The following is a 23,463-nucleotide window of genomic DNA, read 5'->3' on the forward strand; positions in this document are numbered from 1 at the left end:
TCATTTTTGAATCTCTTTTTTAAAGTTTGATTGTATTAATTTTTTTAGCTCATCAATTATTTCAATTTCGTCTTTACCATTTGCAACAATTGTTATTTTTTCTTTATACAAAATGCCAAGTATCATAATTTCAACTGTAGATTTTGCATCAGCTTCTCTTCCATCCTCTGTAATTAGTTTTATATTGCAACAGGAATATTTGTTTGCAAGTTCTGAAATCATGCTTGATGGTCTTGCATGTAGTCCCTCTTTGTTTGTTATTTCAATTGTTGTTTGCATTTAATTTTACTTGTTTATTTTATTGTATCTTTTTTACTTTTTTCTTTATTTGCTGTGTTTTGTAATCTTTCTATTAATCTTTCTGTTAAGGCATGTAATTCCTTTCCTTCTTCTGTAATATGTATTATTTTGCCCCAGTTAAAGTGGAGGTGAGCATCTATATCAAAAATATCATTTTCTTTTTTTATTGTGATTTTAAGACTTTTTGCATGTTGTTTAATGTGTGTTCCAATTTTATCTAGTTTTTTTAAAATAAAATCTTTCATATCATCATTTAAATGATAGTTGATGGCTTGTATTTTAGGTTCCATAAATTTCTCCTTCACATTTTAATTCATTCCTATATTTGTTTACAGTTCTTCTTGAAATAGTGATTCCTTTAGATTTTAGTATATCAGAAATTTGACTATCTACCATATTTTTATTCTGTTCTAGTATTCCTTTTATTATTATTTTAATGCTTAATTTGGAAAATTCATTTGTTTTAGTACCACCTATTGAATTAAATAATTTTCTAATTGCTATTGTGCCCCAGTCAAATTTTAAATATTTATTTTTTATTGCTCTTGATATAGTTGATTTTGATAGATTGATTCTTGTAGATATATCATCTAAGTTCATTGGTCTTAATCTCTTAAATCCTCTTTTTAAGAATTCTTTTTGTAATGTGTATATTGCTATTCCTATTTTAGCTAGTGTTTCATCTCTATATCTTAAAGCTTCAATGAGCCATTTTGCTTGTTTGTATTTGCACAAGTCTTTAACTTCTTGTTTATTAATTTCTGTTTTAAAAATACTGACTTCTTTAATTTTGATTTTGAGTTTATTGCCTTTATTGATAACAATAATATCTGGTTCAATATAGTCATTAGTATCATCTTTGTCTTTAAATTCAAATGTTGGATTGGGATTAAGTTTAAGTTTCATTGTGTTAATGGCGTCATTTAAATCTTGTGTGCTAATGTTTAATTCTTTTTTTAATTTTTCTTTAGTATTTGTAAGTAAATCTGCTTTTTGAAGAATTTTAATTATATTTGTATCTAAGTTATGGTATTTTGCTTGTAATATTAATGATTCTATGATATTGGGTACGCAAATTCCTATTGGATCAAATTGTTGAATCAATTTGATCATTTTAGTGACCTGTGGCCACTCTTCTTTATTAAAGAAATCATAAGGATTGATTATGTATAGTCCTTTTCGATTTAGATTGTTTATTATGATTTCTCCTATATTAATTTCTTCTTCATTAAGTCTTTGGATTCTAAGTTGTAATAAAAGATGTTCTTTAAGTGAAATTTTAGGTGATGTTTTAGCCAGTGCAATTTCATATTGTGTTTTGTTATTTTCATTTTCTTTATAAAAAATTTTTTTAAACTTATAGGTTTTTAGTGATTCAAAAAAGATTTTATTTGAATCCACTTTAATATATTCATTATTGTCAAGTTCGTCTGATATAATTTGTATTAATTCTTGCTTATCAAGACTTAACATTTTAATTGTGTTAATTTGTGTTAATTGTAATTTGTGTGTTAATTTTAAGTTTTGTTTTAGCATCTTTACATAAAAATATATAGTACTCCACTAGATATAATTAATATTGCAGGGGAAACATTTTTGTAGAATAATAAAATAAGTAAGTTTAATCCTGCAAGTGCAAAACTTTTTGAAAGTTTGATATTATTATAATCTATTTTGAAAAATATGTTTTCAAATAAGATTATAATAGTTATTATCCATAGTGCTATAATTACGGGCTTAAGCTGTTCAAGATAATATTTTAAAAAGTTTATTTTATGTATTGTTGATATTATAAAGATAATAATTAATATTGGTGCACTAATTAATGCCATTGTTGCAATTATTGCGCCTGTAATGCCAGCTATCTTTGCTCCTACATATGTTGCTATATTGGTGGCTATGGGGCCAGGAGTAATTCTAGATATTGTAATGATATTAATAAACTCTTCTTGCGTTATCCATTCTTTACGTTCAATGATTTCTTTATGAATTGTGGCAGTAATTCCGTTTCCTCCCCCAAAATTTAAAATTCCTATTTTAAAAAATGTGATGAATAAATTTAGTAAAATCAAATTTATACCTTGCTTTTAAAAATTTTTTTTTCATTGTGTATGTTATAGAGCATATGAGTAAAAATATTAGTAGTATGTATGATAGGTCTATATGAAATTTATAAAGTACATATGTTATCAATACACATGTTCCCCATTTTATTATTGATCGATTTAACATTTTTTTTGAAAATTCAATAATGATCATTGACATTACTATTGTTGATGATATTTTTGCACCTTCAATAAATTTTTGAAAATAAATGTTATTTGAATTTAAATTTATATAAAGAGCTATTATTGTAATTACGAATATGGATGGTAGTATTCCCGCAATAGTTAATACAAATGCACCTTTAAACCCTTTAATTTTTTTCCCAATTAAAAAGGCAAAATTGATAGCTGTTACTCCAGGGATTATACTTGATGTTGTTAATATTTCTTTAAATTCTTGTTCAGATATTAATTTTCTTTTATTTACAATTGCTTTTTTAAGTTCAGATATTATGAGTAATCCTCCACCAATTGTAATTGTTGTTATTTTAAATACAAGATAAAATAGCTTTAATAATTCATATGATGTTTCTTTTTTTTCGTTCATTAATCTTTATGTTCCAAACTAAATGATGTTTAGGGTTTATTAAATTACATTTTATCATAATGGCTTATTAAATTATATTTTATCATGATGATTGTATGATACCTATTGGTATAGGTATTTTGTTTGTTAATTTTTTATTTTTTGATTGTAATAAGGGTCTTATTTTTTTGTTATTTTTGTACTATACTACATTTGCTTATGGATAAACAACTAAAAATATCAAATGTATTGAAAAGGGTATTTATTTTGCCGGATTATGTTCATGAAATTTTTCAAATGATAATAGATTATGGATTGAGAATTGTTGTTGCTTTATTTGCATGGTGTATTTTAAGATTTATTGTTAAGAGATTGGGAACTATTTTTTTAAAGGCTTATGAGAGATCTAAATTGGAAACAAAATTAGATTCTACTGTCTTAAACTTTTTTAAATCGTTTTTTAAAGTTGTAATTAATTTAGTATTAATTTTAATGATTTTGCCTTATCTTGGAGTTTCTACAGCCTCTATTTTTGCTGTATTTGGATCTCTGGGTCTTGCAGTTGGTTTTGCTGCTCAGGGTATGTTATCTAATTTTGTTAGTGGATTTGTTATATTAAATTCTAATTTTTTTAAAATAGGTGATTATGTTAATTGTGATGATGCTGAAGGGGAAGTAACGGATATTCAAATATTTTTTACTACACTCAAAACTGTGGATGGTAAGATTATTAAGATTCCAAATAGTAAATTTACAAGTACATTAGTTGTTAATTTTTCTGCAAATTTTGAGAGAAGAATTGCATTTACTTTTCAAGTGCCTTATGGTATAAATTTTGCTTTGCTTAAAACCGAAATGGAAAATTTGGCTTTTTCTTTTAATAGGGAAACATATAATGTTAGGCAACCCAGTCTGATTTTAAAAGAATATACACCTTATTACATAATTGTGGAAATTAGATGTTTCATTCGAACTGAGTTTTTTTGGGATTTTCAATATTTTATGGGAGAAAAGATTAAAGATGTTTTAATTGATATGGGAGTAGAATTTCCCATTCATGTTGTGAATCTTAGTAAACTTTGCTAAGATTTTTGTGATTTTGAATAATTTGAACATAGTATTCTTCAATCCTTTCTACAAAGGATGTGCTTGAGTGTATGATGGATGTTTTTTCTGTATATTTTTTTGCAGTTTGTAATTTTTCATCGTTTTCTATTATTTCTTTCATGTATTTGTACATGTCTTCATCATTATCTATTAAAAATCCATTTTTTCCTTGATGAATTACGTCTTTGTATATAATGTCATTACTAAGTATTGCTGGTATTCCGGCAGTTAAGGCCTCAATAATTGTCATTGGATATACTTCACTTTTGGATAAACTTGCAAATACATCGGATATCTTATAATAATAGTACATTTCTTCCCATGGAATTGTTCCAACAAGTATTATTTGATTTTCAAGTCCATATTTTTTTCTAAATTGTTTTACATTTCTCTCTTCTTTTCCTTTTCCTATGAGAATAAGTTTGCAGTGTTTGTTTTCAATGAGAAGTTTTTTTAAATTTTGTATTAATTCGTATATATTTTTTTCTTTATTAATTCTTCCAACGAAGATTATGATTTTATCATTTTTTTTTATGTCATATTTACTCAGAATTTCTTGTTTTTTTTTTTGAGTTAACTCTTTGATGAATAGTTTTCTATCTATTCCATTTGGAATTAGTTTATAATCAGCATCTTTGGCAAGATGAAAATATTTATCATGTGCTTTAATTGATGGATAAATAAAATGATGAATTTGATTATAAAATTTTTTCATCATTTTGTCTGGATTAATGAAATATTTTATAGCTCCTAAGTAATGTAAATAGTAATTCCACATTGTATGGTTTGTGTGGACAATTGGTATATCATATTCTAATGCTAAATTTTTCCCTATGTTTCCCATAGTGAATTCTGAATGTGTATGAATTATGTCAGGTTGATATTCAGCTATTATTTTTTTTATTTTTGCTTTATTGGGAAATGATATTTTAGCATCTACTGTGCGATTCAATTTAATTGAAAAGCATCTGTAAATATTTTTTTTACTTAAGTCTGATTTATAATATTGTGGGCAAAAGATATAAACGGTATGACCTTTTTGTTCAAATCCTTCTTTAATTTGTTTGATACATGTTGCTACTCCATTTTTATCTGGAAGATATGTATCTGTAAATATTGCTATTTTCATATTTTGTCCTAATAATTAAAGTATAACATAGGGGTATATTTATTTTTTTAGATTATAATATCTTTGAATGCAAGAAGTTTATCTATTATTAGGAAAAGAACAAGGGTTAAAGGAAGCTTATTTAAATGATATTTTTAGCAAGTTGAATGCTGATGATATACATATTACTAAGCTTTTTATGTCAGAATTATCATCAATAGAACTTTCTGAGCGATTTTTGAGTAGTTCTTTTTTTGCCAAAAGAGAAGTTTTTATTATTTATGAGATTGAAAATTTAAAAAATAAAAAAGATTTAGAATTAATTTATAATACACTTTTGAAACCTTTAAATAAGATTATTATTTTTATTTCTGATGAAAATTCAATCAGTTTTGAACCTAAAGTTTCTGTAAATGTAATTAAAAAAACTTTTTATGAATTGTCTGATAATGATAAGTTTTCATTTGTAAAGAAAAGTTTTTTTCAACTTGGAATTAAAATTACAGATAAAGCAATAAATTTAATGCTTTTTATGTTAGATGCAGATACTAAGATTTTACAATCTTATGTAAATTCTTTTGCTCTTGTGATTAAAGATAAAACTATTGATGAGGATGATGTCACTGCTTGGCTTAGTTTTGTGCGTCTTGAGAATGTTTTTTCTTTATTTGAGTCAATCTTAAAGAAAGATATGGAACGTGCTTTAGTGAAAGTGAAGGCCATTTTGGAACAGGGGGAAGAGCTTGTTGGTATTATTATGAGCCTTGGATGGAAGTTTAAAAAATTTTTAAAAATTAAAATAGATTGTGAAAATACAAATAACATTTCATCTATTTTGAAAAAGCATAAGATATTTTTTTCACTAGAGAAAACTTATAAAATAGGGCTTTGTAATTATTCAGTCTTGGATATTAAATTTATTTTTAAAATATTACATAAGTTTGATTTGTATGCGAGGGTTTATGGCAAAAATATGCATTTAAATTTGTCATATTTTATGGTAGTAATCTTGTTAAATCAAGATGATACTATTTTGGAGAATTTTTCTTTAAAATTTAAGTGTGATTTTTAATAGTTAGATATGATTGTTTTGTTTATTATTTAAATTTTGTTCTTCTGCAAATTTTTTGATTTTATTTGCCATTGTAATATTAATTTTCATTTTTGTAGCTATTTCATCTTCATTTAGAAGTAATATGTCTTTATATGTTCCAAGAACTTTTAAGATCTTTTTTGCTTTTTGTTCTCCAATGCCTTTTATTTTGGTGTAATTTAATTTGATATTGTTGTGTAGTTTGTTGTTGAAATTATTTGCTCTTCTGTGAGCTTCATCTCGAACATTTTGTAATACTTGAAGAGCAGAGTTTCTTTTTTGTAATTTTATGCCTTGGTTTTTATTTGGTAAAAATATTATTTCTTCCTTTTTTGCCAATGCACAAATGGCTATTTTCTCTTCAATCCTTAGTCCTTTTAAAATGGAATAAGCAGAGTTAAGCTGACCTTTGCCACCGTCAATTAGTATTAAATCCGGTAATTTTAATTGTTCATTGATTAATTTTGAATATCTTCTTGATATGACTTCTTTTATTGCCTTACAATCATCAATCTCTCCATTACTTAGTGAGTTAATTTTATAAACCCTATATCCGTCTTTAAAAGGTTTTCCCATTTTAAACGTAACAAGTGATGCTACTGTTTTATATCCATTTATATGAGCAATATCAAAGCCTTCAATTGTTTTTGGTAATTTTTTCATTTCAAGAATGGTTTTTAGATTTTCAATAGCCTTATTTTTTTCATGATTATATGTTATTAATGCAAGTTTTGCATTAGAAGTTGCCATTTCAATTATTTTAATGTTATCTTTAGTTTCTTTATATATGATTTCAGTTTTTATATTTTTAAGTTCATTTATTAATTTTGTAATGTTTGAAGTGTCAATTTTTTTAAAAATGTGTATTTTATCTGGTACTATCATGTTTGGAGATGTATAATATTGTGTTATAAATTTTTCTATTAGTTCATCCTCTTCATATATGCTTTCATCAAAATGAATGTCTTTTTCTGTTAATTTACCGTCTTTGTATTTAAGTATTACTATTGTATTTAAGCTATTAGTTTTGTGAATGTATAGATAGTCTTCACTAAGTTTATCTATCTTTGTAATTATTTGAGTTTGACTTATTTCAATTAATGATTTTTTAGTTTCTTTTAGTTTTATTGCTGCTTCAAAATTTTCCTTCATAATGACTTCTTTCATTTTGATTTCAATGTCATTTAAAAGTTTCGATATGTTTCCATTTAAAATATGTTTGATTTGCTCTATTTCTTTTCTATATTCGTCTTCAAGATCTTCTCTATAACATACTCCTAGACACTGACCCATATGGAAATAAAGACAAGGATTTTTTGATTTTTTTTTGCATTTTTTTGTTTTAAATGTTTTGTTAATAAGATCTAATACTAAATCTAAATTTTTAACATTAACATATGGTCCAAAATATTCACTTCCATCATTTATTATCTTTCTAGTTTTAAAAATTCTTGGATATTTTTCACAAGTTATTCTTATCATAGGATATCCTTTATCATCTTTTAATTTGATATTATAAGTTGGTTTGTATTTTTTGATTAAGTTACACTCTAATAGTAGCGCTTCATATTCGCTGTTTGTAGTAATTATTTCTATATTTGTTACGTTATTCATTAATATCTTGGTTTTATGGCTAGTTCGTTTTGAAAAATAGTTTTTTACCCTTGACCTTAAATTTTTAGCTTTTCCAATATATAATATTTTGTTGTCTTTCGAGTACATTTTATAGCAACCACTTGTTTTTGGAAATTTTTCTATTTGTTTATATAAATCGTTTAAGTGTTTTCTCATTTTTATTGTCTATTATTGCTTTTAAATAATCATTATTGTTTTTGTGATATAATATTATATCATATTTAAACATTATGTATTTTTGATTTTTTTATTGATAAAGGTCTGTAATGAGATTGATTTTTATATTTTCTCTATTTTGCTTGTATGTCTTTAGTGCTTTTTCTCAAGAGCTTAAGTTGATTCTTGATTATAAGGATGGATTTAAGTTTATTCAGGAAGCTCATAATGTTAATTTTGCAAGAGACAATAGAGGTATTCTTGGAATTTATTTGGATAGGTATAAGGGCATTTTGGATTATAACAATATTGATTTTCGATTGGAGATAGAAAAGGATAATTTATTAAAAGATGCTGCTTTAAATTATTTTGTTGATTCAAATAATGCAAAAATTTCAAATTCTTTTCACAATATTTCAGGAAATTCTTTAATTTTTTATTCAAGTCGCAATACTGTTAAACTTAAACCATTAACAAGGAAGGCTTTTTTTTATTCAGGTAATGTGATTGCTGATTTTACTATTCAGTTTTGGGTATATCGTTCTACTTCTGTTACTGGAGAAGTTATTGTAAGTTGGAATGGATATAAAAATATTAAAGGTGTTTGGGTAGATCAAGCAATTCGATTAGAAAGTGAGGGTGGCACTTTTGTTTGGAATTTTAATAATGTGTTTTTAAATGATAATGGTGATCCTGTTAAAATTAAGCTTAAGAGTGATGATGATTTTGTTCCTAAAGAGTGGCATTTGCATACAGTTAGATATAGGCAAAAAGATGGGTTGTTGGAATATTTGATAGATTCCAAACCTCAAGCTATAGAATATGTTACTTTTGATAAAAGAGAAGGTTCTGGATATTTATTAAATATTGGTAATTTTATTGATTTTGCATTGGGACAGTATTTTACAGGAGCTATTGAAAATTTTGAAATTTACAAAAGTTTTGAGGAAGTACGTAGTGCTTTCTTCTCAAGAGATAAAGGATATATCATTACAAAACCAATTGAATTATCTAAAGATTATTCTCAAATTTTGTCTATTGAATTTGATAGTTTAAAACCAAAAGATACAGATATTTTTTATTATTATAGGTTAGATAATAAGGTTTTTTATGAAATAGATAAAAATGGAGAGATAAAAAGGAATTTAACAGGAGATTGGATTCATTTTGATTCTAAGAATGGATTACCTAAATTTGATATATCAAAATATATTCAATTTAAGGTTGAATTTTATCCAAGTGGCAATCCTATAGAAAGTCCATCTCTTTATAGCATGGTTGTGACTTATATACCTGAATCTGCACCTTTTCCCCCTTTAATTACAAAAGCTGTGCCAGGATCGAGTGAAATATTGATTGAATGGTTTCCTGTAATTAGCAGTAATATTGGTGGCTATTATATTTATATTGGTGTTAGTCCTGGAAATTATCATGGCAATGCAGGAAATATTTTAAAATCTCCAATTGATGTTGGTAATCAAACTTCTTTTAAAATTACAGGACTTGAAAATGGGAGGCTTTATTATATTAGTGTTGCTTCTTATAATCTAGATAAAAGTGTGAATGAAGAGTCTTTTTCAAAAGAAATTTCTGTTAGACCTATGGAGTTTTTTAAGCAATATGAATAGTATTAATTTTGAAAAAGCTTTGGAGCTTTATAAAAAGGGTGATTTTAAGAATGCACTTTTGAATTTGGATGTTTTTGATGATAGTTTTGATTCTTTGTCTCTTAAATCTTTACTTTATTTTAGGTTAAAGGATTATAAAGCACTTTTATATGTATTGGATACTTACCCTGTTTTAAGTGAATATAGTTTTTTAATTAAGCTTTTGTATGATGGTGAGTTTAAAAGCGATGAAGGTAATTTAAGTTATTTTCAAAATTATAATCTTGGTGTTTTTTATTTTGGCCTTAAAAATTATGAGAAATCTTTAAATTGTTTTTTAACATCTATTAAGCAATATCCTAATTTAATTCAAGCATTTAATAATGCTGCTGTTTTGTTTGAAATGTTAGGTAATAGAGATGATGCTTTAGAGATGCTTGTTAAAGCTACAGGTATAGATAAAGACAATGCCCTTATTAAATTGAATACTTGGTTTTTAAATAATACTTGTGCATTCAAGAGTGTTCGTCCATTTAAACTAGATGGTAGTTTTTTAAATGTTAATCTTTCTCTTATTATAAATTATTTAATGTATTATTTATATTTTATGGGAGAGATTGATGGTGCAATTAAGCTTTCTGAGAAATTTTTAACAGATTCGAATTATTCAAAATATATTTGGCATAATAGAGCAACTATTTTGCATAAAATAGGTAATATGACACAGGCTACCAAGTCTTATGTAAAATCTATTTTAAGTTTTCCTAATGTTTATACTATATATAATATGCATATTGCGACAATAAAACTTTTAAATTTTGATTCTAAAAAAGCTATTGATAGAATGTTGTTAGATTATCCTGATATGGAATTGGTTTATTTCTATGCATTTTTATTTTTTTTAAGAAATCGTGAACTTGAAGATGCTTATTTTTACATAAAAAAACTTTGTGTAATGAATATTGATACTTATTCTAGATTTTTAAACTTACTTGAATCTAGCGAAGATATTTTCATTGAAGAGTTATTGGATGAATGTGCCCTGATTTTAAAGGGTGAGTGGATATTGGAATATTTGTTTTTTGTTGACAATTCTTTAGATTTAAGAGAGCCTGTCTTTGTATTTGATTATTATACTAGAATTTGTCCATATATTTGGAAAGTTAAAGATGAACATATTGAACTTAGAGCTAGTAATAGTGAGTTTGAGATTACTAAAGAAATTTTATCAGATGAATTTACTCAAGTGCAGTTGAGTGTTACAATTAAGGAGATTAAGGATTTAATTGAGGCTTATAAAGATTTTAAGATCAATTATTAGACTTAATAAGTAGTTTCTTTTGTTGACAATTGCAATGTCTCTAATATACTATGTATTAATGTGGATTAAGGAGAGATGCCAGAGTGGTCGAATGGGGCTTCCTGCTAAGAAGTTGTCCTTTTAAAAAGGGGACCATGGGTTCGAATCCCATTCTCTCCGTAGAGATTTTTATTAAAGCTTGTCTTTATAAGGATTTCTTTACTTTATGAATATAATAATCTCTAGGAGAGGTGGCAGAGTGGTTTAATGCTACGGTCTTGAAAACCGTCGTAGGTGTAGCCTACCGTGAGTTCGAATCTCACCCTCTCCGTTGTATTTTTTATTATGAACAAATTGGACAGTCGGTTTTTTTCTTTTTAGTAATATCACCTTCAGAATTATTGTTTATTGGAAATGTAAATTCAATTTTTTCATCTGAGTGTGGACCTATTATTAATGGATTATAGAAAATTACAACTTCATTGTTTTTAAAATAGTATTGATATTGTTTAAAAATTTTTTCAAATTCTATTTCAAATGTGGATTTATTGTCATAATGAGTTGCAATTTTTTCAAATTTTGTTTTTACTTCTTCTCTTAATACTTGTATCAAAGAATCCAATTGGTCTTTTGAAATGATGTCTGCAAGTTCTATTTTTTCTTTTCCTCTTAAATTAATGGAATGATATGTTGTAAGGCCATTTGCAGCGTATTTATCTATTTGAAATTGATTATATAGAATGGATGTTATGTTAAGGTTTAGATTTTTAAATATTTCAAAATCAGAATAATAGAAAGATTCATGGGGCTCTTTTTTTTCTTTTATTGTTTTAAAAAGTTCGATTGTATCATTTTTCCATTTTTTTATGAGTTCTTCAAAACCAAATTCTATTCCTTCTATAGTAGGAATTTGAGCATCAATGTGAAACATAATGTTGTCTTCATTGGTGGTATCTTCTTTGATAATTTTTGTTTCGATATTGATTTCAGCACTTTCTGTTTTTTTGTCGTGTTTGGTGCATGCTATTGTTATTAAAAAAATTATTATTATGCTTATTGAAAATTTAGATGTCATTTATTGCTCCTTTCTTATAAATGAATTACTATTAACTTTTAAGAGTATTTTTGATTATTTGTTATAAATTTATTTTTATTGTAATAAATAATAATTTTTATTACAATTGAAGTTAAATGTTTGTGCCCATAGCTCAGCTGGATAGAGCATCAGATTGCGGTTCTGAAGGTCAGAGGTTCAAGTCCCCTTGGGCACGAAAGTATGTAGTTTTGGAGAGATGGCCGAGTGGCTGAAGGCGCACGCTTGGAAAGCGTGTATACATGAGAATGTATCATGGGTTCGAATCCCATTTTCTCCGGTTCCTAGGATCCGCACTATTGAGTGTTGCCTAATCCCGTCAGGACTGGAAGGTAGCAGCGGTAAGTGATTACTCAATGAGTGCGTGTAATCTTAGGATAAATTTATTTTGTTTAGATAGGTAAGTACGTTTTTATAAAATAATACTTAAATAGGTATTATTGTTATATTATGTATATTGTCATTAATATAAAATAAATTTTTTGTTTTTTAAATTTAGATTTAATTTAAGGTTTAAGTAAAATTATTGTTATTTATGGGGGATGGGATGATATCTGCAAGGGGTACTGCCATTAAGAGGCGTCCCAGAGATTTTACTTCTCTTGAAGGACAAGATTTTGTAGTTGAAACCTTAAAACATTCAATAGAAAGTAATAAGATAGCAAATGCTTATATATTTTCAGGACCACGAGGAGTTGGCAAAACTTCTTCTGCAAGAGCTTTTTCACGATGTTTAAATTGTCAAACAGGTCCAACAATTATGCCTTGTGGTACATGTTTTAATTGTAAATCTATTGATAACGATAATAGTCTTGATGTTATTGAGATTGATGGTGCTTCAAATACGTCTGTTCAAGATGTTAGGCAAATTAAAGAAGAAATAATGTTTCCTCCTGCCAATTCTAGGTATAGGGTTTATATTATTGATGAAGTTCATATGCTTTCAAATTCTGCTTTTAATGCTCTTTTGAAAACCGTAGAAGAACCCCCAAATTATATTGTTTTTATTTTTGCCACAACAGAGGTACACAAACTACCAGACACGATAAAAAGTAGATGTCAACATTTTAATTTTAGGCTTTTGCCTTTAGATAAAATTTATGAGATGTTAAAATGTGTTTGTTTAGAAGATGACATTAAGTACGAGGATGAAGCTTTAAAGTGGATTGCTTATAAGAGTGGAGGTAGCGTAAGGGATGCCTATACTCTCTTTGATCAAATTGTGTCATTGAGTAATTCTGATATAAAATTTGATCAAATCAGATCTAAGATGGGATTAACCAGTGACGAATTCTTGGAAAAATTAGTATTGAGCATTCTTAATGATGATTTAAAAGAGTTACTTAGTGTTTTAGATACTGTATTTTTAACAGGTATTTCATGTGAACAATTTCTTCTTGATGCAATTGAATTTTTTAGAGAAATATTATTTTTGAAATTAGACATTAAAAATATTATGTTTATTGGTATTAAATTTGAAAGTTTAAAAGAATCTTTATTAAATTTTGATTTACAACATGTTGAGAGAAGTATTAGTGTATTGCTTGAAACTTATAGGGATTTGCAATTTTCGATAAATCCTAAATATGAAATTGAGATTAATTTTATTAAGATACTTAGACTTAAAAATTATATCCCTAATCATCTTTTAATTAAACAAATTCAGGATATTGAGACTAAAGCACTAAATGAAATAAATTGTGATATAGATAAAATAAATTGTGATGTCAATTTAAAATCAGAGCTAAGTGATGTGCCTTTGATGGAACCAGATAATGCTACTGAAGAAGAGATACCATTGAAAGTTAAGATTCAAGAGCCTGATGTGCATTGTGATTCTGAGGATGATGATATTGATAAAATTTTTATAGAAACAAAGGATAATTTTGATAAGATCGATGATAATGATAGAATTAAAGAAACTTTTATTTACTTAGTGTCTAAGTATGTTCAAACTTTAGTGTATTCAGGAGAGGTTTTAATTGATGGTGGGGTGCTTTATTATAAAATTTTTAGTGGATTTGAATATAATCAACTACAGGCTTATCAAAATGAGATAAGGACGGAATTTTGTAAAGAGTTTCCTAGATTAAATGTTATATTTCAAAAGCAATTTAAGGATAATGATGATGAGTTTGATAATGAGGTGCTGAGAGTCAAAAACATTTTTGGAGCAAGTGAAGTAAAGGAGTAAATATGGCAGTAAATCCATTAGATTTTTTGAAAAATATGTCAAATTTTAAAGATAATATTGATAATATTAAAAAAGAAATATCTCAAATTGTTGTTTGTGGTAGGGCAGGAAGTGATGTTGTTGTTGTTGAAATGAATGGGGAATTTGTTGTGAAAAAAATTTTAATTAAAGAAGATTTTTTTAATGATTTGGATAATGAAGCACTTGAACATATGATAAAATCTGCTTTTAATGATGCTGTTTTTAAAGTGAAAGAAGAAATAAAATCAAAAACAATGGGTTCTATTCCATTTGGGATTTAAAGTTTGATTATACAAGATTTAATTGAATTAGTTTCTAAACTTCCAGGTATAGGAAAAAAAACAGCAGCACGAATGGTTTATGATATTTTGTATACCGGTAAAAATTTTTCAAGAGCATTGGGACAAATTTTAATTAGACTTCATTTAGAGATACAAAAATGTAAAAATTGTTACAATTTTGCTGAAGAAGAACTTTGTGATATTTGTACGAATTTAAATAGAAATAAAGGTATAATTTGCGTTGTAGAAATGCCTCAAGATCTGGAAGTTATTGAGGCTACTAAGGAATATGATGGATTTTATTTTGTTCTTCATGGTCATCTTGATCCTTTAAGAAATATTGGACCAGATGAGTTAAATCTTGATAAATTAGAGAATTATATTAAACTGTTAAAAGCAGAAGAAGTAATTATTGCTACTGAATTTAGTATTGAGGGAGATGTAACTGCAAATTATATCAGTAATCTTTTAAAGGACTTAGATATTAATGTTACAAGAATAGCATCTGGTCTTCCTGCTGGGGGTAGTATTAGTAATGCAGATAAAGTGACTACTCTTAGGGCATTACGTTTGAGACTTAAAATGTGATTTTATTCTTAAGTCATTTTTTGCAAAATAGTTTGTTTTTATAGCTTTTTAAGGAATTTTGTTGAATGCTTTTTTGTATTTGTATTTAGTTTAGAATTTTAATTTATAACCAATAGTTAAAATTATTTATATAAGGTAATATAAATAGTGTGTTTTTAAATTACTTGAACTTATAATAAAGTGCTTAAGAGATACATTGAGTTTTAATTTTAATTGCAAAAAATTAGCATTTTAAAATAAGTTGTTTTTAAATGCATATTCATGAATTAAATAAATTATGTCTTATTATTAGTTTGCATTGTATTAAAAACATTGGGAGGTTGTTTATGTCTACATTAATACAAAAAACTTTATGTATTGTTAAACCTGATGGGGTTAGAAGAGGTTTAATTGGTAATGTTGTTTCTAGGTTTGAGAGGGTAGGATTAAAAATTGTGGCTGCTAAAATGGTTTTGGTTGATCGCAAGATGGCCGAAGAACATTATTTGTATGATGATATTGCTGCAAGGCATGGTGAGTCTGTTTGGAAGTCTTTAGTTAATTTTTTAATGAGTTCTCCGGTTTTTGCATTTGTTATTGAAGGTGTTGAATCTGTTGAGGTTGTTAGAAAATTTTGTGGCTCTACAGAGCCTAAGATGTCTGCACCTGGGACAATAAGAGGTGATTTTTCTTATCATAGTTTTAATTATGCAAATGCAAAAAATTTTGCAGTTTATAATGTGATTCATTCTTCTGCAAGTCTTATTGATGCAAATCGTGAAATACCTATCTGGTTTACAAAAGATGAAATTTTTACTTATAAAAGAGATGATGAGTTTGAACATTATTATTAGTTATTGATTATGAGTGTTGTGATACGGCCTATATTGAAATGGGCTGGTGGTAAGAAAAATTTATTGAACTCTATTTTAAATAATATTCCTCTTTCTTTTAATAATTATATTGAGCCTTTTATAGGTGGAGGGGCATTGTTTTTTGCATTAAATTTAAAAAATTCAATTATTAATGATATAAATTTTCATTTGATTAATTTTTATATGGAAGTTGCCCATAATTTAAATAATTTTTTATTAAGAATAGAAAAGTATAATAATGTTCCTTTAACTAAGGAGTATTATATTGATATAAGGAATAGTTTTAATAATGCAAATTTAACTAATTTGGAAAAGGCATGTATTTTTCTTTATTTAAATAAAACTTGTTATAATGGTCTTTACAGAGAAAATGGTAGTGGACAATTTAATACTCCTTTTGGTAAATATAAAAAGATTAATCTTTTTGAAATTGAAAATTTGCGATTAGCTTCTAAACTTTTGCGAGAAGTTAGGGTTTTAAGTTTAGATTTTTTTTGTTTACTTAATGTTATTAAAAAAGATGATTTTGTTTATCTTGATCCACCTTATATACCCTATTCAAAAACAAGTAATTTTACAAGTTATAATAAATATGGATTTGATTTTTCAATGCATGAGAGACTATTACGTTTTTGTGACAAGATAGATAAGAAAGGAGCTAAATTTTTGCTTTCAAATTCTAATACCACATCTAGTCTTGAGCTTTATAAAAATTACAATATTATTTTTGTTGATTCTAAAAGGTTGATTAATGCAAATCCAATTGGACGTGGCAATATAAGAGAAATTTTAGTGAAAAATTTTTAGTAGTATTGCATAATTATTGTAGTGCTTGTTAATAGCCATAAGGTCCTTTAACAAAAAAAATAAGGATTTTATATGTTGTGTCTGTATTGTGAAATTCTTAGGTGTAAGTTTTATTTATGGTGATTATCTCAATTAATGAATAAGAAATATATTGAGTGTTTGGAATTTGAGATAGTTTAGAGATATTTTTGTATAAATTATTTAGGGACTTGTATGATAGGATATGCTTTGTTTTATTTGTTACCACTTTTTCTGTTATTTAATTGTACCTTTGATTATGAGGAATATTCTAATAGGACAGGTGCTGCTAAAGAAGCTCCTACAATACAAATATTAAAAATTAGCTATCATAATATTGTGGGCGGTAAGAAACAAACCATATTGGAAGCTTTAAGTTTTAATTATTTTAATTATTATAAACTTTATAAAGTTGAAAATGGGAGATTTTTGTATCATGCCTTAGAAAATCGAATTTCGGGTAAGTTTAGTAATTTAGAAGGTTCTCATGTTACTAAAGATTTAGATATGAAAGATTCTGTGGAATTGAAGATAGAAGATATGAATAATTATTATCTCATTAATACCAATAGACTTTTATGGCGAGATAATGAGAAAAAGTTATTTTCTCCTCCAAATGAGTTAGTATTTATTAGATTTGATGAGAGTAATATAACAGGAAAGGGTTTTTCGTATTTTTTCAAGAGTAATAATTTTTATTTTTATTCTGGTATTGAAGGGCTTGTGAAGTGAAAAGTTTAATTCTTTGTTTAATTTGTATTTCTTTATTTGGTTATGCACAGAGTAAAAACGGTTTGGATGACCCTTCAAAATTAAAAGAAAAAGACAATTCAAAAAAAAAGAGTGAGTTTACTTTTAGAGCTGATTTTTCTCATGGTATTTTGTCTCCTCTTTATAGAAGGATTATTTTAAAGGGAAATCCTGAGGTGATTTCTTCTGATTTTAAGCTTAGGGCTGATGAGATTGAAATTTATGGGGAAGGGAGTTCTTATATTGAGGCACGTGGTAATGTTTATTATGAAGATTATACTAATAAAATGAATGTGAAATCACAATTTTTATTTGTTAATAGAAAATTAGATAATTTTTATCTTCAAAAAGGTGTTGAACTTGAAGATTTAGAAAATAAACTTGTTGTTAAGGCTGAAAGGATTGAAGGTAGTCGTAAGACAAGTGTTTATATTATGCAGTATTCTGTTAAGATATATAAAGGTGACATTTTTGCACGAGCTGAAAATGGAATTTATAATAAGGAAGAAAAAGAAATTGTTCTTGAGGGTGTTCCCGTTATTTATCAAGATGATAATTATTATTCTGCTTCAAGGATAGTTTTAAATACGGAAACAAAAAAATATAATCTTGAGGGTGATGTTGAAGGTAAATTTACTCAAGTGGAGGAAAATGTTCCTCAACAAGAAAAATAGAATAGAATCAATTAAAGAAAAACTTAGTCTTAATGCTGTTACTGATATTGTTCTTAAGGCAGATAGTATTGTTAAGAAGTATGGAGAGAAAGTAGTTGTTAATGGTGTGACTATTGATGTTCATCGAGGTGAGGTTGTAGGTTTGCTTGGTCCAAATGGTGCAGGGAAAACCACTACATTTTATACTATTGTAGGTTTTATCAAAGCCAATAGTGGGCGTGTTTTAATCAATAATCATGATGTCTCTAAACTTAATATGTATGAGCGAGCACGATTGGGAATTGTTTATTTGCCCCAAGAGCCATCTATTTTTAGGGAACTTACAGTTGAAGATAATATTTTAGTTGCTCTTGAGAGACGAGAAGATTTATCTCAAGCCGAACGTAAAATTGAACTTGTAAATCTTCTTAAAGATTTTGAAATTAAACGAATACAATATCAAAAGGCTTATACACTCTCTGGTGGAGAGAGAAGACGAACTGAGATAGCTAGAGCTTTAGCTGTAAGTCCATATTTTTTGTTGCTTGATGAACCTTTTGCAGGTATTGATCCTATTGCTATTGGAGATATAAAAGATATAATCAGGATTTTAAAGAGTAAGAATATTGGTGTTTTAATTACGGATCATAATGTAAGAGATGCTTTTGATATAATAGATAGAGCTTATATTATTTATCAAGGACAAGTGCTTGATTCGGGGAATGTTGATTATATTATAAATAGTGAGAAGGCTAAAAAACTTTATCTTGGTGAAGAGTTTAGATTATGAAGGTATTGGAGAGAGAACTTTATTATGAATTTGAAGTAGATTCTAGTGTTAAGTTGATTTATACTAAAAAACCTTTTGATTTAGAAATAAAAAATATTAGTAATGATAATTTAAGTTTTATTCCAAAAAATAAAGAAATAAAATATTTAAAGCAATTACATACAAATATTGTTTATGAAGTTGCTGATGATTTTGTTAATTTTCAAAGGGGAGATGGGCTTGTGTCCTCTTCTTTTAATGTTGCTCTTCTTGCTTATTATGCAGATTGTCTTCCTATATATATATTTGACAAATCAAAAAAATATATAGGACTTGCTCATAGTGGGTATAAGGGTAGTTTTCAGCTTATTCTTTTAAAAATGTTATTTAAATTTCAAGATATGGGTTCAAATTTTGAAGATTTGAGAATTATATTTGGACCTTATAACAGAGGATGTTGTTATGAAGTTTCATCAGAATTTGTGTCAAAAATAAATTTACAATTTAGTAAAAAATTGTTGGATATGTCTTTTTGTAAAAAGGATGATAAAATATATTTTGATAATGCTAATTTTAATTTAGGTTTAATTTCTAATTTTAATTTAAAAGTTGAGGATTCAGGTCTTTGTACTTATTGCAATTGTAATCTTTATTCTCATAGAAAATTTAAAGGCAAAAGGAGTTATGCTGTAATTTGGAGAACTTAGTTTGACTGTTAAAGAATTATCATTGCATTTGGATGAAATATTTAAAGTCAATGATCATAAGGATATTGATAAAAGTCTTAATGGACTTCAAGTTGGTAATTTGGAGCTTGAGGTTAAAAAGGTTGCTTTGGCTGTTGATGCAAGTATGGCAACTTTAAGAGAAGTAAAGGGTTATGATTTTTTAATAACTCATCATGGTATTTTTTGGTCAAAATCAGATAAAATTATTGCTGGTATGTATGATAAAGTGAAATGGCTTATTAATAATGATTTGTCGCTTTATTGTGTTCATTTACCAATGGATGCTCATACTATTTATTCTCACAGCAGAGTGTTGTCTGATTTTCTTGGATTTCATAATCCTATTCCCTTTGCAAATTATAAAGGTATTAATTTGGGTATTATTTCTATTGCTGAATTTGGTTTTTCTGAAATTTTAAAAAGGATTGAAGCCCATAATAAACATATTCTTTTTTATAAGAAATTTAAAGAGTACGTATCAAGAGTGGCTATTGTTAGTGGTTCTGGATATTCTTTTTTTGAAGAAGCATTAGAATATGATATTGATTTGTTTATAACTGGAGATACTTCTCATCAGATATATTCTTTGGCTGAAGAGAGGGGTGTAAATTTGATATTTGCTGGTCATTATTTTACCGAAACGTTTGGTTTGTTAAAATTAATGGAATATTTAAAAAATCAACGAGGATTAGAAGTTGATTTTATTTTACAAGATACTAATTTATAAGGATTTAATATGAATATAAATAGAAACAGATTAGTTAGTAATTTGATCTTTATCTCTATTTTAGTTTTTTTTGATCAATGGTCTAAATATTTAGTTGTTACTTATGTTAGGCTTGGAACCGAATATCTATCTTTTTTTGGGGATCTTTTTAAGATAATACATGTAAGAAATACTGGTGTTTTATTTTCATTAGGTTCGAATATTGATTCTAGCTTGAAAAATTTATTTTTTCTTATAATTCCTATTATTATTTTAGTTTTTGTTTTTTCTTTTTCATTAAAAGAAAATAACAAAGTATCGAGGTTTGCTCTTATTTTGATTTTATCTGGTGGTATTGGGAATATTATTGATAGACTTTTTAGGCCTTTGGGTGTTGTGGATTTTTTGGATGTGAAGTTTTTTGGTATTTTTGGACTTCAGAGATGGCCAACCTTTAATTTTGCAGACAGTTATGTTGTTGTTGGAATGATCGTGTTTATAATTTATGATTTATTTACTAAAGATAAAAGTACTAATTTATGAATTTTTTATATTTTGTTTTATGTTCATTAATTAATTTATCTTTAATGTTTTTTATTTTTTTTCTTGAATTTCTTTTTGTTTCAAGATTGAATATTATAGTTTCTCCTATTTTTCAGTATGTTTTAATTATTGTGATGATTTTTATTTCAATTGCAATAAGCTATTTTTTGTCAAGTGTTATTTTTAGGAATATTATTTCTAAGTTTTTTGATCTGGATTAATAGGAGAAGATTTTGTGAGTTTGCGGATTTTGGTTTCTGGAGAGATTGTAGGTAAGCCTGGCGTTTTTGTGGTAAAAAATTTTTTACATTCTTTTAAAGAAAAAAATAAAATTGATTTTGTTATATCTGGCAATAATTTTACTACAGGATTTAGAGGATTATGTAAGAGACATGCATTTTTGTTAAAGAAATATGGTGTTGATGTTTTAACTTTAGGAGAAAATGCATTTGTAAGGGCTGGGCTTAGTGACGAACTTGATAGGTATAATTTTATTTTAAAACCTTTAAATTGCCCTGCTAGGTTAAAAGGTTATTCTTATTTTATTTATAGTATAAATGGAATTAAACTTGCTGTGCTAAGACTTGTGGGACAGACAGGAATTACGAAATATAATTTTAATAATCCTTTTCTTACTTTTGATTATTTTTATGAAAGAATTAAGTCAATTACCAATAATATAATCGTACTTTTTGATTCTAATACCACAGCTGAAGTTAATGCTATGTTTTTTTATCTCAAATCTAGAGTTAGTGCTTGTTTGGGTATTGGTAAGAGAATATTAACAGCAGATCTTAGAATTTTTGATAATACTGCAGTTATTACCGATCTTGGTAGAGTTGGAAGTTTAGATAGTGTTGTTGGATATTCTACTGTATTTGAAATAGATAAATTTTTAAAAGGTTTTTTAAATAATAAATTTACTGAATCGTGGGATGGGCTTGGTTTTAATGGCATTATAGTTGATATTGATGATGGTAAGGCTGTGTTTGTTGAGGCTATAAGGGAATATATTGATTTTGACAGTAGTATTGCAAATAGTACTGATATTTAGGTGTTACTTTAATTTTTAAGTGTTTTTTACATAAATTTTATTTGGTTGGGAGGTAATAATGTATAGCTATCTTGTGGAAGGTGGTTTTAAAATAGGTGGAAAAATAACGGCGAGTGGAAATAAAAATGCGGCTTTACCTTGCATGATAGCAGCATTGCTTACAGATGAAGAAGTGATTTTGGAAAATGTTCCAAATATTAGAGATGTAGAGGTTATTTTAAAAATTTTAGAAGACATAGGCGTTGATGTTGTAAGGGATGGTAATATCCTTAAAATTAAGGCCTTAAATATTGCGAAAACAGAAATAGATTCTTCTTTAACGGATTTAATTCGAGCTTCAATTTTATTTGTAGGACCTATGCTTGCTAGGTGTGGGCGAATTGATATTGCTCCTCCGGGTGGAGATGTTATTGGTAAAAGGCGTCTTGATACTCATTTTTATGGTCTTGGTAAGCTTGGTGCTAAGTTGATAGAGAATGAACGTATTGTTTTAGAGGTAGATAATTTAATTGGTGCTGAGATGTTTTTGGATGAGGCATCAGTTACGGCTACTGAGAATATTATTATGGCTTCTGTTCTTGCTTTTGGAGAAACTGTGATAATGAATGCTGCATGTGAACCACATGTGCAAGATTTGTGTAATATGTTGAATTTGATGGGAGCTGACATTTCTGGAATTGGTTCTAATTTGCTTAAAATAAGAGGTGTTAAGAAATTAAGAGGGGCTAAATTTAGGATAGGTGCTGATTTTATGCAGATAGGTTCATTAATTAGCCTTGCTGCATTAACGGGAGGTGAGCTTGAAATTAATAAGGCTGATCCTGGTAATTTTATTTTAATAAAGCATGTATATTCAAAATTTGGTATTGATTTTGAATATGATAATGAAAATATATATGTTAAAGAAAAACAGTATTTAAAAGTAAGGTTGGATTTTGGAGGACATATTCCTAAAATTGATGATGGTCCTTGGCCATCTTTTCCAACAGATCTTATGAGTATTATGATAGTAACTGCGACTCAAGTTCAAGGTACTGTGCTTATTTTTGAAAAAATGTTTGAATCAAGGATGTTTTTTGTAGATAAACTTATTAAAATGGGAGCTCAAATTGTTCTTTGTGATCCTCATCGTGTGGTAGTTACAGGGAAAACTATTCTTAAGGGAAATGATGTATCTTCTCCTGATGTTAGAGCAGGTATGTCTTTACTTATTGCAGCTCTTTGTGCTGAGGGTAAGAGTCGTATTCATAATATTTATCAAATTGAGAGGGGATATGAAGATGTTGTTTCTAAGTTGAGCTTTCTTGGTGCAAGAATTAAAAGAGTGAGAGATGAATAAAGACTTCATTTTATATATTTAAATTTTGCTTATAAATTGGTTTTTATCTTTTAAATAATTTTTAGTTATCATTATAATATTAAATTATTTTTAACAATTATGATGTGTTGCTTTTGTATGAAAAAATT

Annotated in this window: 25 protein-coding genes, 4 tRNA genes and 1 other RNA gene; 22 read left to right on the top strand and 8 right to left on the bottom strand. The window is 27.0% G+C overall.

The window, feature by feature from the left end:
- The 5 genes from BRE_RS02270 to BRE_RS02290 are packed head-to-tail and all read right to left on the bottom strand — an operon-like array spanning position 1 to position 2,952.
- The gene (locus BRE_RS02270) at positions 1-279 is read right to left on the bottom strand and encodes an HPr family phosphocarrier protein (protein ID WP_012538203.1); all 279 of its coding nucleotides are present in this window, start codon (positions 277-279) and stop codon (positions 1-3) included.
- 14 nt (positions 280-293) lie between these two features.
- The gene (locus BRE_RS02275) at positions 294-590 is read right to left on the bottom strand and encodes an HPF/RaiA family ribosome-associated protein (protein WP_041178120.1); all 297 of its coding nucleotides are present in this window, start codon (positions 588-590) and stop codon (positions 294-296) included.
- The gene (gene rpoN, locus BRE_RS02280; protein WP_012538912.1) at positions 580-1,836 is read right to left on the bottom strand and encodes an RNA polymerase factor sigma-54; all 1,257 of its coding nucleotides are present in this window, start codon (positions 1,834-1,836) and stop codon (positions 580-582) included. The genes BRE_RS02275 and rpoN overlap by 11 nt, the downstream gene beginning before the upstream one ends.
- 2 nt (positions 1,837-1,838) lie before the next feature.
- The gene (locus BRE_RS02285; protein ID WP_012538206.1) at positions 1,839-2,372 is read right to left on the bottom strand and encodes a chromate transporter; all 534 of its coding nucleotides are present in this window, start codon (positions 2,370-2,372) and stop codon (positions 1,839-1,841) included.
- On the bottom strand, positions 2,338-2,952 hold the full coding sequence (locus BRE_RS02290) for a chromate transporter (protein WP_012538913.1): 615 nt from the start codon (positions 2,950-2,952) through the stop codon (positions 2,338-2,340). The genes BRE_RS02285 and BRE_RS02290 overlap by 35 nt, the downstream gene beginning before the upstream one ends.
- A 198-nt stretch (positions 2,953-3,150) precedes the next feature.
- On the opposite strand from BRE_RS02290, the gene BRE_RS02295 reads away from it, so the two are divergent.
- Complete coding sequence (locus tag BRE_RS02295) at positions 3,151-4,017, top strand: mechanosensitive ion channel family protein (protein WP_041178193.1); 867 nt, start codon at positions 3,151-3,153, stop codon at positions 4,015-4,017.
- Here BRE_RS02295 and BRE_RS02300 read toward each other — a convergent pair.
- A complete protein-coding gene (locus tag BRE_RS02300) occupies positions 4,001-5,167 on the bottom strand; it encodes a glycosyltransferase (protein ID WP_012538915.1) in 1,167 nt (388 codons plus the stop codon). The genes BRE_RS02295 and BRE_RS02300 overlap by 17 nt on opposite strands.
- Before the next feature lie 67 nt (positions 5,168-5,234).
- On the opposite strand from BRE_RS02300, the gene holA reads away from it, so the two are divergent.
- Positions 5,235-6,218 (top strand): DNA polymerase III subunit delta, encoded by a 984-nt coding sequence (gene holA, locus BRE_RS02305; protein ID WP_012538916.1) that lies wholly within the window; start codon positions 5,235-5,237, stop codon positions 6,216-6,218.
- Positions 6,219-6,221: 3 nt separating this feature from the next.
- Here the strand turns inward: holA and uvrC are convergent, their stop codons facing one another.
- Positions 6,222-8,030, bottom strand: a complete 1,809-nt coding sequence (uvrC, locus tag BRE_RS02310; protein WP_012538917.1) for an excinuclease ABC subunit UvrC — start codon at positions 8,028-8,030, stop codon at positions 6,222-6,224.
- 110 nt (positions 8,031-8,140) lie between these two features.
- Here uvrC and BRE_RS02315 point away from each other — a divergent pair, with 110 nt between their 5' ends.
- From BRE_RS02315 to BRE_RS02330, 4 genes are all read left to right on the top strand, one after another.
- Complete coding sequence (locus BRE_RS02315; protein WP_012538212.1) at positions 8,141-9,658, top strand: LamG-like jellyroll fold domain-containing protein; 1,518 nt, start codon at positions 8,141-8,143, stop codon at positions 9,656-9,658.
- On the top strand, positions 9,651-10,958 hold the full coding sequence (locus BRE_RS02320; RefSeq protein WP_041178121.1) for a tetratricopeptide repeat protein: 1,308 nt from the start codon (positions 9,651-9,653) through the stop codon (positions 10,956-10,958). The genes BRE_RS02315 and BRE_RS02320 overlap by 8 nt, the downstream gene beginning before the upstream one ends.
- Positions 10,959-11,027: 69 nt before the next feature.
- A tRNA-Ser gene (locus tag BRE_RS02325) sits at positions 11,028-11,117 on the top strand.
- 65 nt (positions 11,118-11,182) lie between these two features.
- A tRNA-Ser gene (locus BRE_RS02330) sits at positions 11,183-11,268 on the top strand.
- A gap of 12 nt (positions 11,269-11,280) precedes the next feature.
- Here the strand turns inward: BRE_RS02330 and BRE_RS02335 are convergent.
- Positions 11,281-12,012 carry an RsiV family protein gene (locus BRE_RS02335; protein ID WP_012538919.1) on the bottom strand — a complete coding sequence of 244 codons (732 nt, stop codon included), beginning with the start codon at positions 12,010-12,012 and terminating at the stop codon, positions 11,281-11,283.
- Between the two features lie 122 nt (positions 12,013-12,134).
- Between BRE_RS02335 and BRE_RS02340 the strand changes: the two genes are divergently transcribed.
- From BRE_RS02340 to murA, 16 genes are all read left to right on the top strand, one after another.
- Positions 12,135-12,208 (top strand) — tRNA-Arg (locus BRE_RS02340).
- 15 nt (positions 12,209-12,223) lie between these two features.
- Positions 12,224-12,310, top strand: a tRNA-Ser gene (locus BRE_RS02345).
- A gap of 2 nt (positions 12,311-12,312) precedes the next feature.
- Positions 12,313-12,411: signal recognition particle sRNA small type (gene ffs / locus BRE_RS05985), an RNA gene on the top strand.
- A gap of 166 nt (positions 12,412-12,577) precedes the next feature.
- Positions 12,578-14,224 (top strand): DNA polymerase III subunit gamma/tau, encoded by a 1,647-nt coding sequence (gene dnaX / locus BRE_RS02350; RefSeq protein ID WP_041178122.1) that lies wholly within the window; start codon positions 12,578-12,580, stop codon positions 14,222-14,224.
- 2 nt (positions 14,225-14,226) lie between these two features.
- The gene (locus tag BRE_RS02355) at positions 14,227-14,526 is read left to right on the top strand and encodes a YbaB/EbfC family nucleoid-associated protein (protein WP_012538216.1); all 300 of its coding nucleotides are present in this window, start codon (positions 14,227-14,229) and stop codon (positions 14,524-14,526) included.
- Positions 14,527-14,529: 3 nt separating this feature from the next.
- Positions 14,530-15,114, top strand: coding sequence for a recombination mediator RecR (gene recR / locus BRE_RS02360; RefSeq protein WP_012538921.1), 585 nt, complete (start codon positions 14,530-14,532; stop codon positions 15,112-15,114).
- Between the two features lie 326 nt (positions 15,115-15,440).
- Positions 15,441-15,947, top strand: coding sequence for a nucleoside-diphosphate kinase (locus tag BRE_RS02365; RefSeq protein ID WP_041178123.1), 507 nt, complete (start codon positions 15,441-15,443; stop codon positions 15,945-15,947).
- A gap of 9 nt (positions 15,948-15,956) precedes the next feature.
- Positions 15,957-16,775 (top strand): DNA adenine methylase, encoded by an 819-nt coding sequence (locus BRE_RS02370; RefSeq protein WP_041178124.1) that lies wholly within the window; start codon positions 15,957-15,959, stop codon positions 16,773-16,775.
- A 213-nt stretch (positions 16,776-16,988) separates the two neighbouring features.
- The gene (locus tag BRE_RS02375; protein ID WP_012538924.1) at positions 16,989-17,525 is read left to right on the top strand and encodes a hypothetical protein; all 537 of its coding nucleotides are present in this window, start codon (positions 16,989-16,991) and stop codon (positions 17,523-17,525) included.
- A 62-nt stretch (positions 17,526-17,587) separates the two neighbouring features.
- The gene (locus BRE_RS02380) at positions 17,588-18,217 is read left to right on the top strand and encodes an LptA/OstA family protein (RefSeq protein ID WP_376984130.1); all 630 of its coding nucleotides are present in this window, start codon (positions 17,588-17,590) and stop codon (positions 18,215-18,217) included.
- Complete coding sequence (gene lptB / locus BRE_RS02385) at positions 18,195-18,986, top strand: LPS export ABC transporter ATP-binding protein (protein WP_041178125.1); 792 nt, start codon at positions 18,195-18,197, stop codon at positions 18,984-18,986. Before BRE_RS02380 ends, lptB begins: the two co-directional genes overlap by 23 nt.
- Positions 18,983-19,672, top strand: coding sequence for a peptidoglycan editing factor PgeF (pgeF, locus tag BRE_RS02390; protein ID WP_012538223.1), 690 nt, complete (start codon positions 18,983-18,985; stop codon positions 19,670-19,672). The genes lptB and pgeF overlap by 4 nt, the downstream gene beginning before the upstream one ends.
- Before the next feature lies 1 nt (position 19,673).
- Entirely contained in the window at positions 19,674-20,420 is a 747-nt protein-coding gene (locus BRE_RS02395; protein ID WP_012538224.1) for a Nif3-like dinuclear metal center hexameric protein, read from the top strand.
- A 9-nt stretch (positions 20,421-20,429) separates the two neighbouring features.
- Positions 20,430-20,942: a signal peptidase II gene (gene lspA / locus BRE_RS02400; RefSeq protein ID WP_012538225.1), complete on the top strand. Its 513-nt coding sequence runs from the start codon at positions 20,430-20,432 to the stop codon at positions 20,940-20,942.
- Between the two features lie 235 nt (positions 20,943-21,177).
- Entirely contained in the window at positions 21,178-21,996 is an 819-nt protein-coding gene (locus BRE_RS02410; protein WP_012538927.1) for a YmdB family metallophosphoesterase, read from the top strand.
- 58 nt (positions 21,997-22,054) lie between these two features.
- Positions 22,055-23,335: a UDP-N-acetylglucosamine 1-carboxyvinyltransferase gene (murA, locus tag BRE_RS02415; RefSeq protein WP_012538928.1), complete on the top strand. Its 1,281-nt coding sequence runs from the start codon at positions 22,055-22,057 to the stop codon at positions 23,333-23,335.
- The last annotated feature ends 128 nt before the right edge of the window (positions 23,336-23,463 follow it).

This window comes from Borrelia recurrentis A1 (assembly GCF_000019705.1).
Taxonomy (GTDB): Bacteria; Spirochaetota; Spirochaetia; order Borreliales; family Borreliaceae; genus Borrelia; species Borrelia duttonii.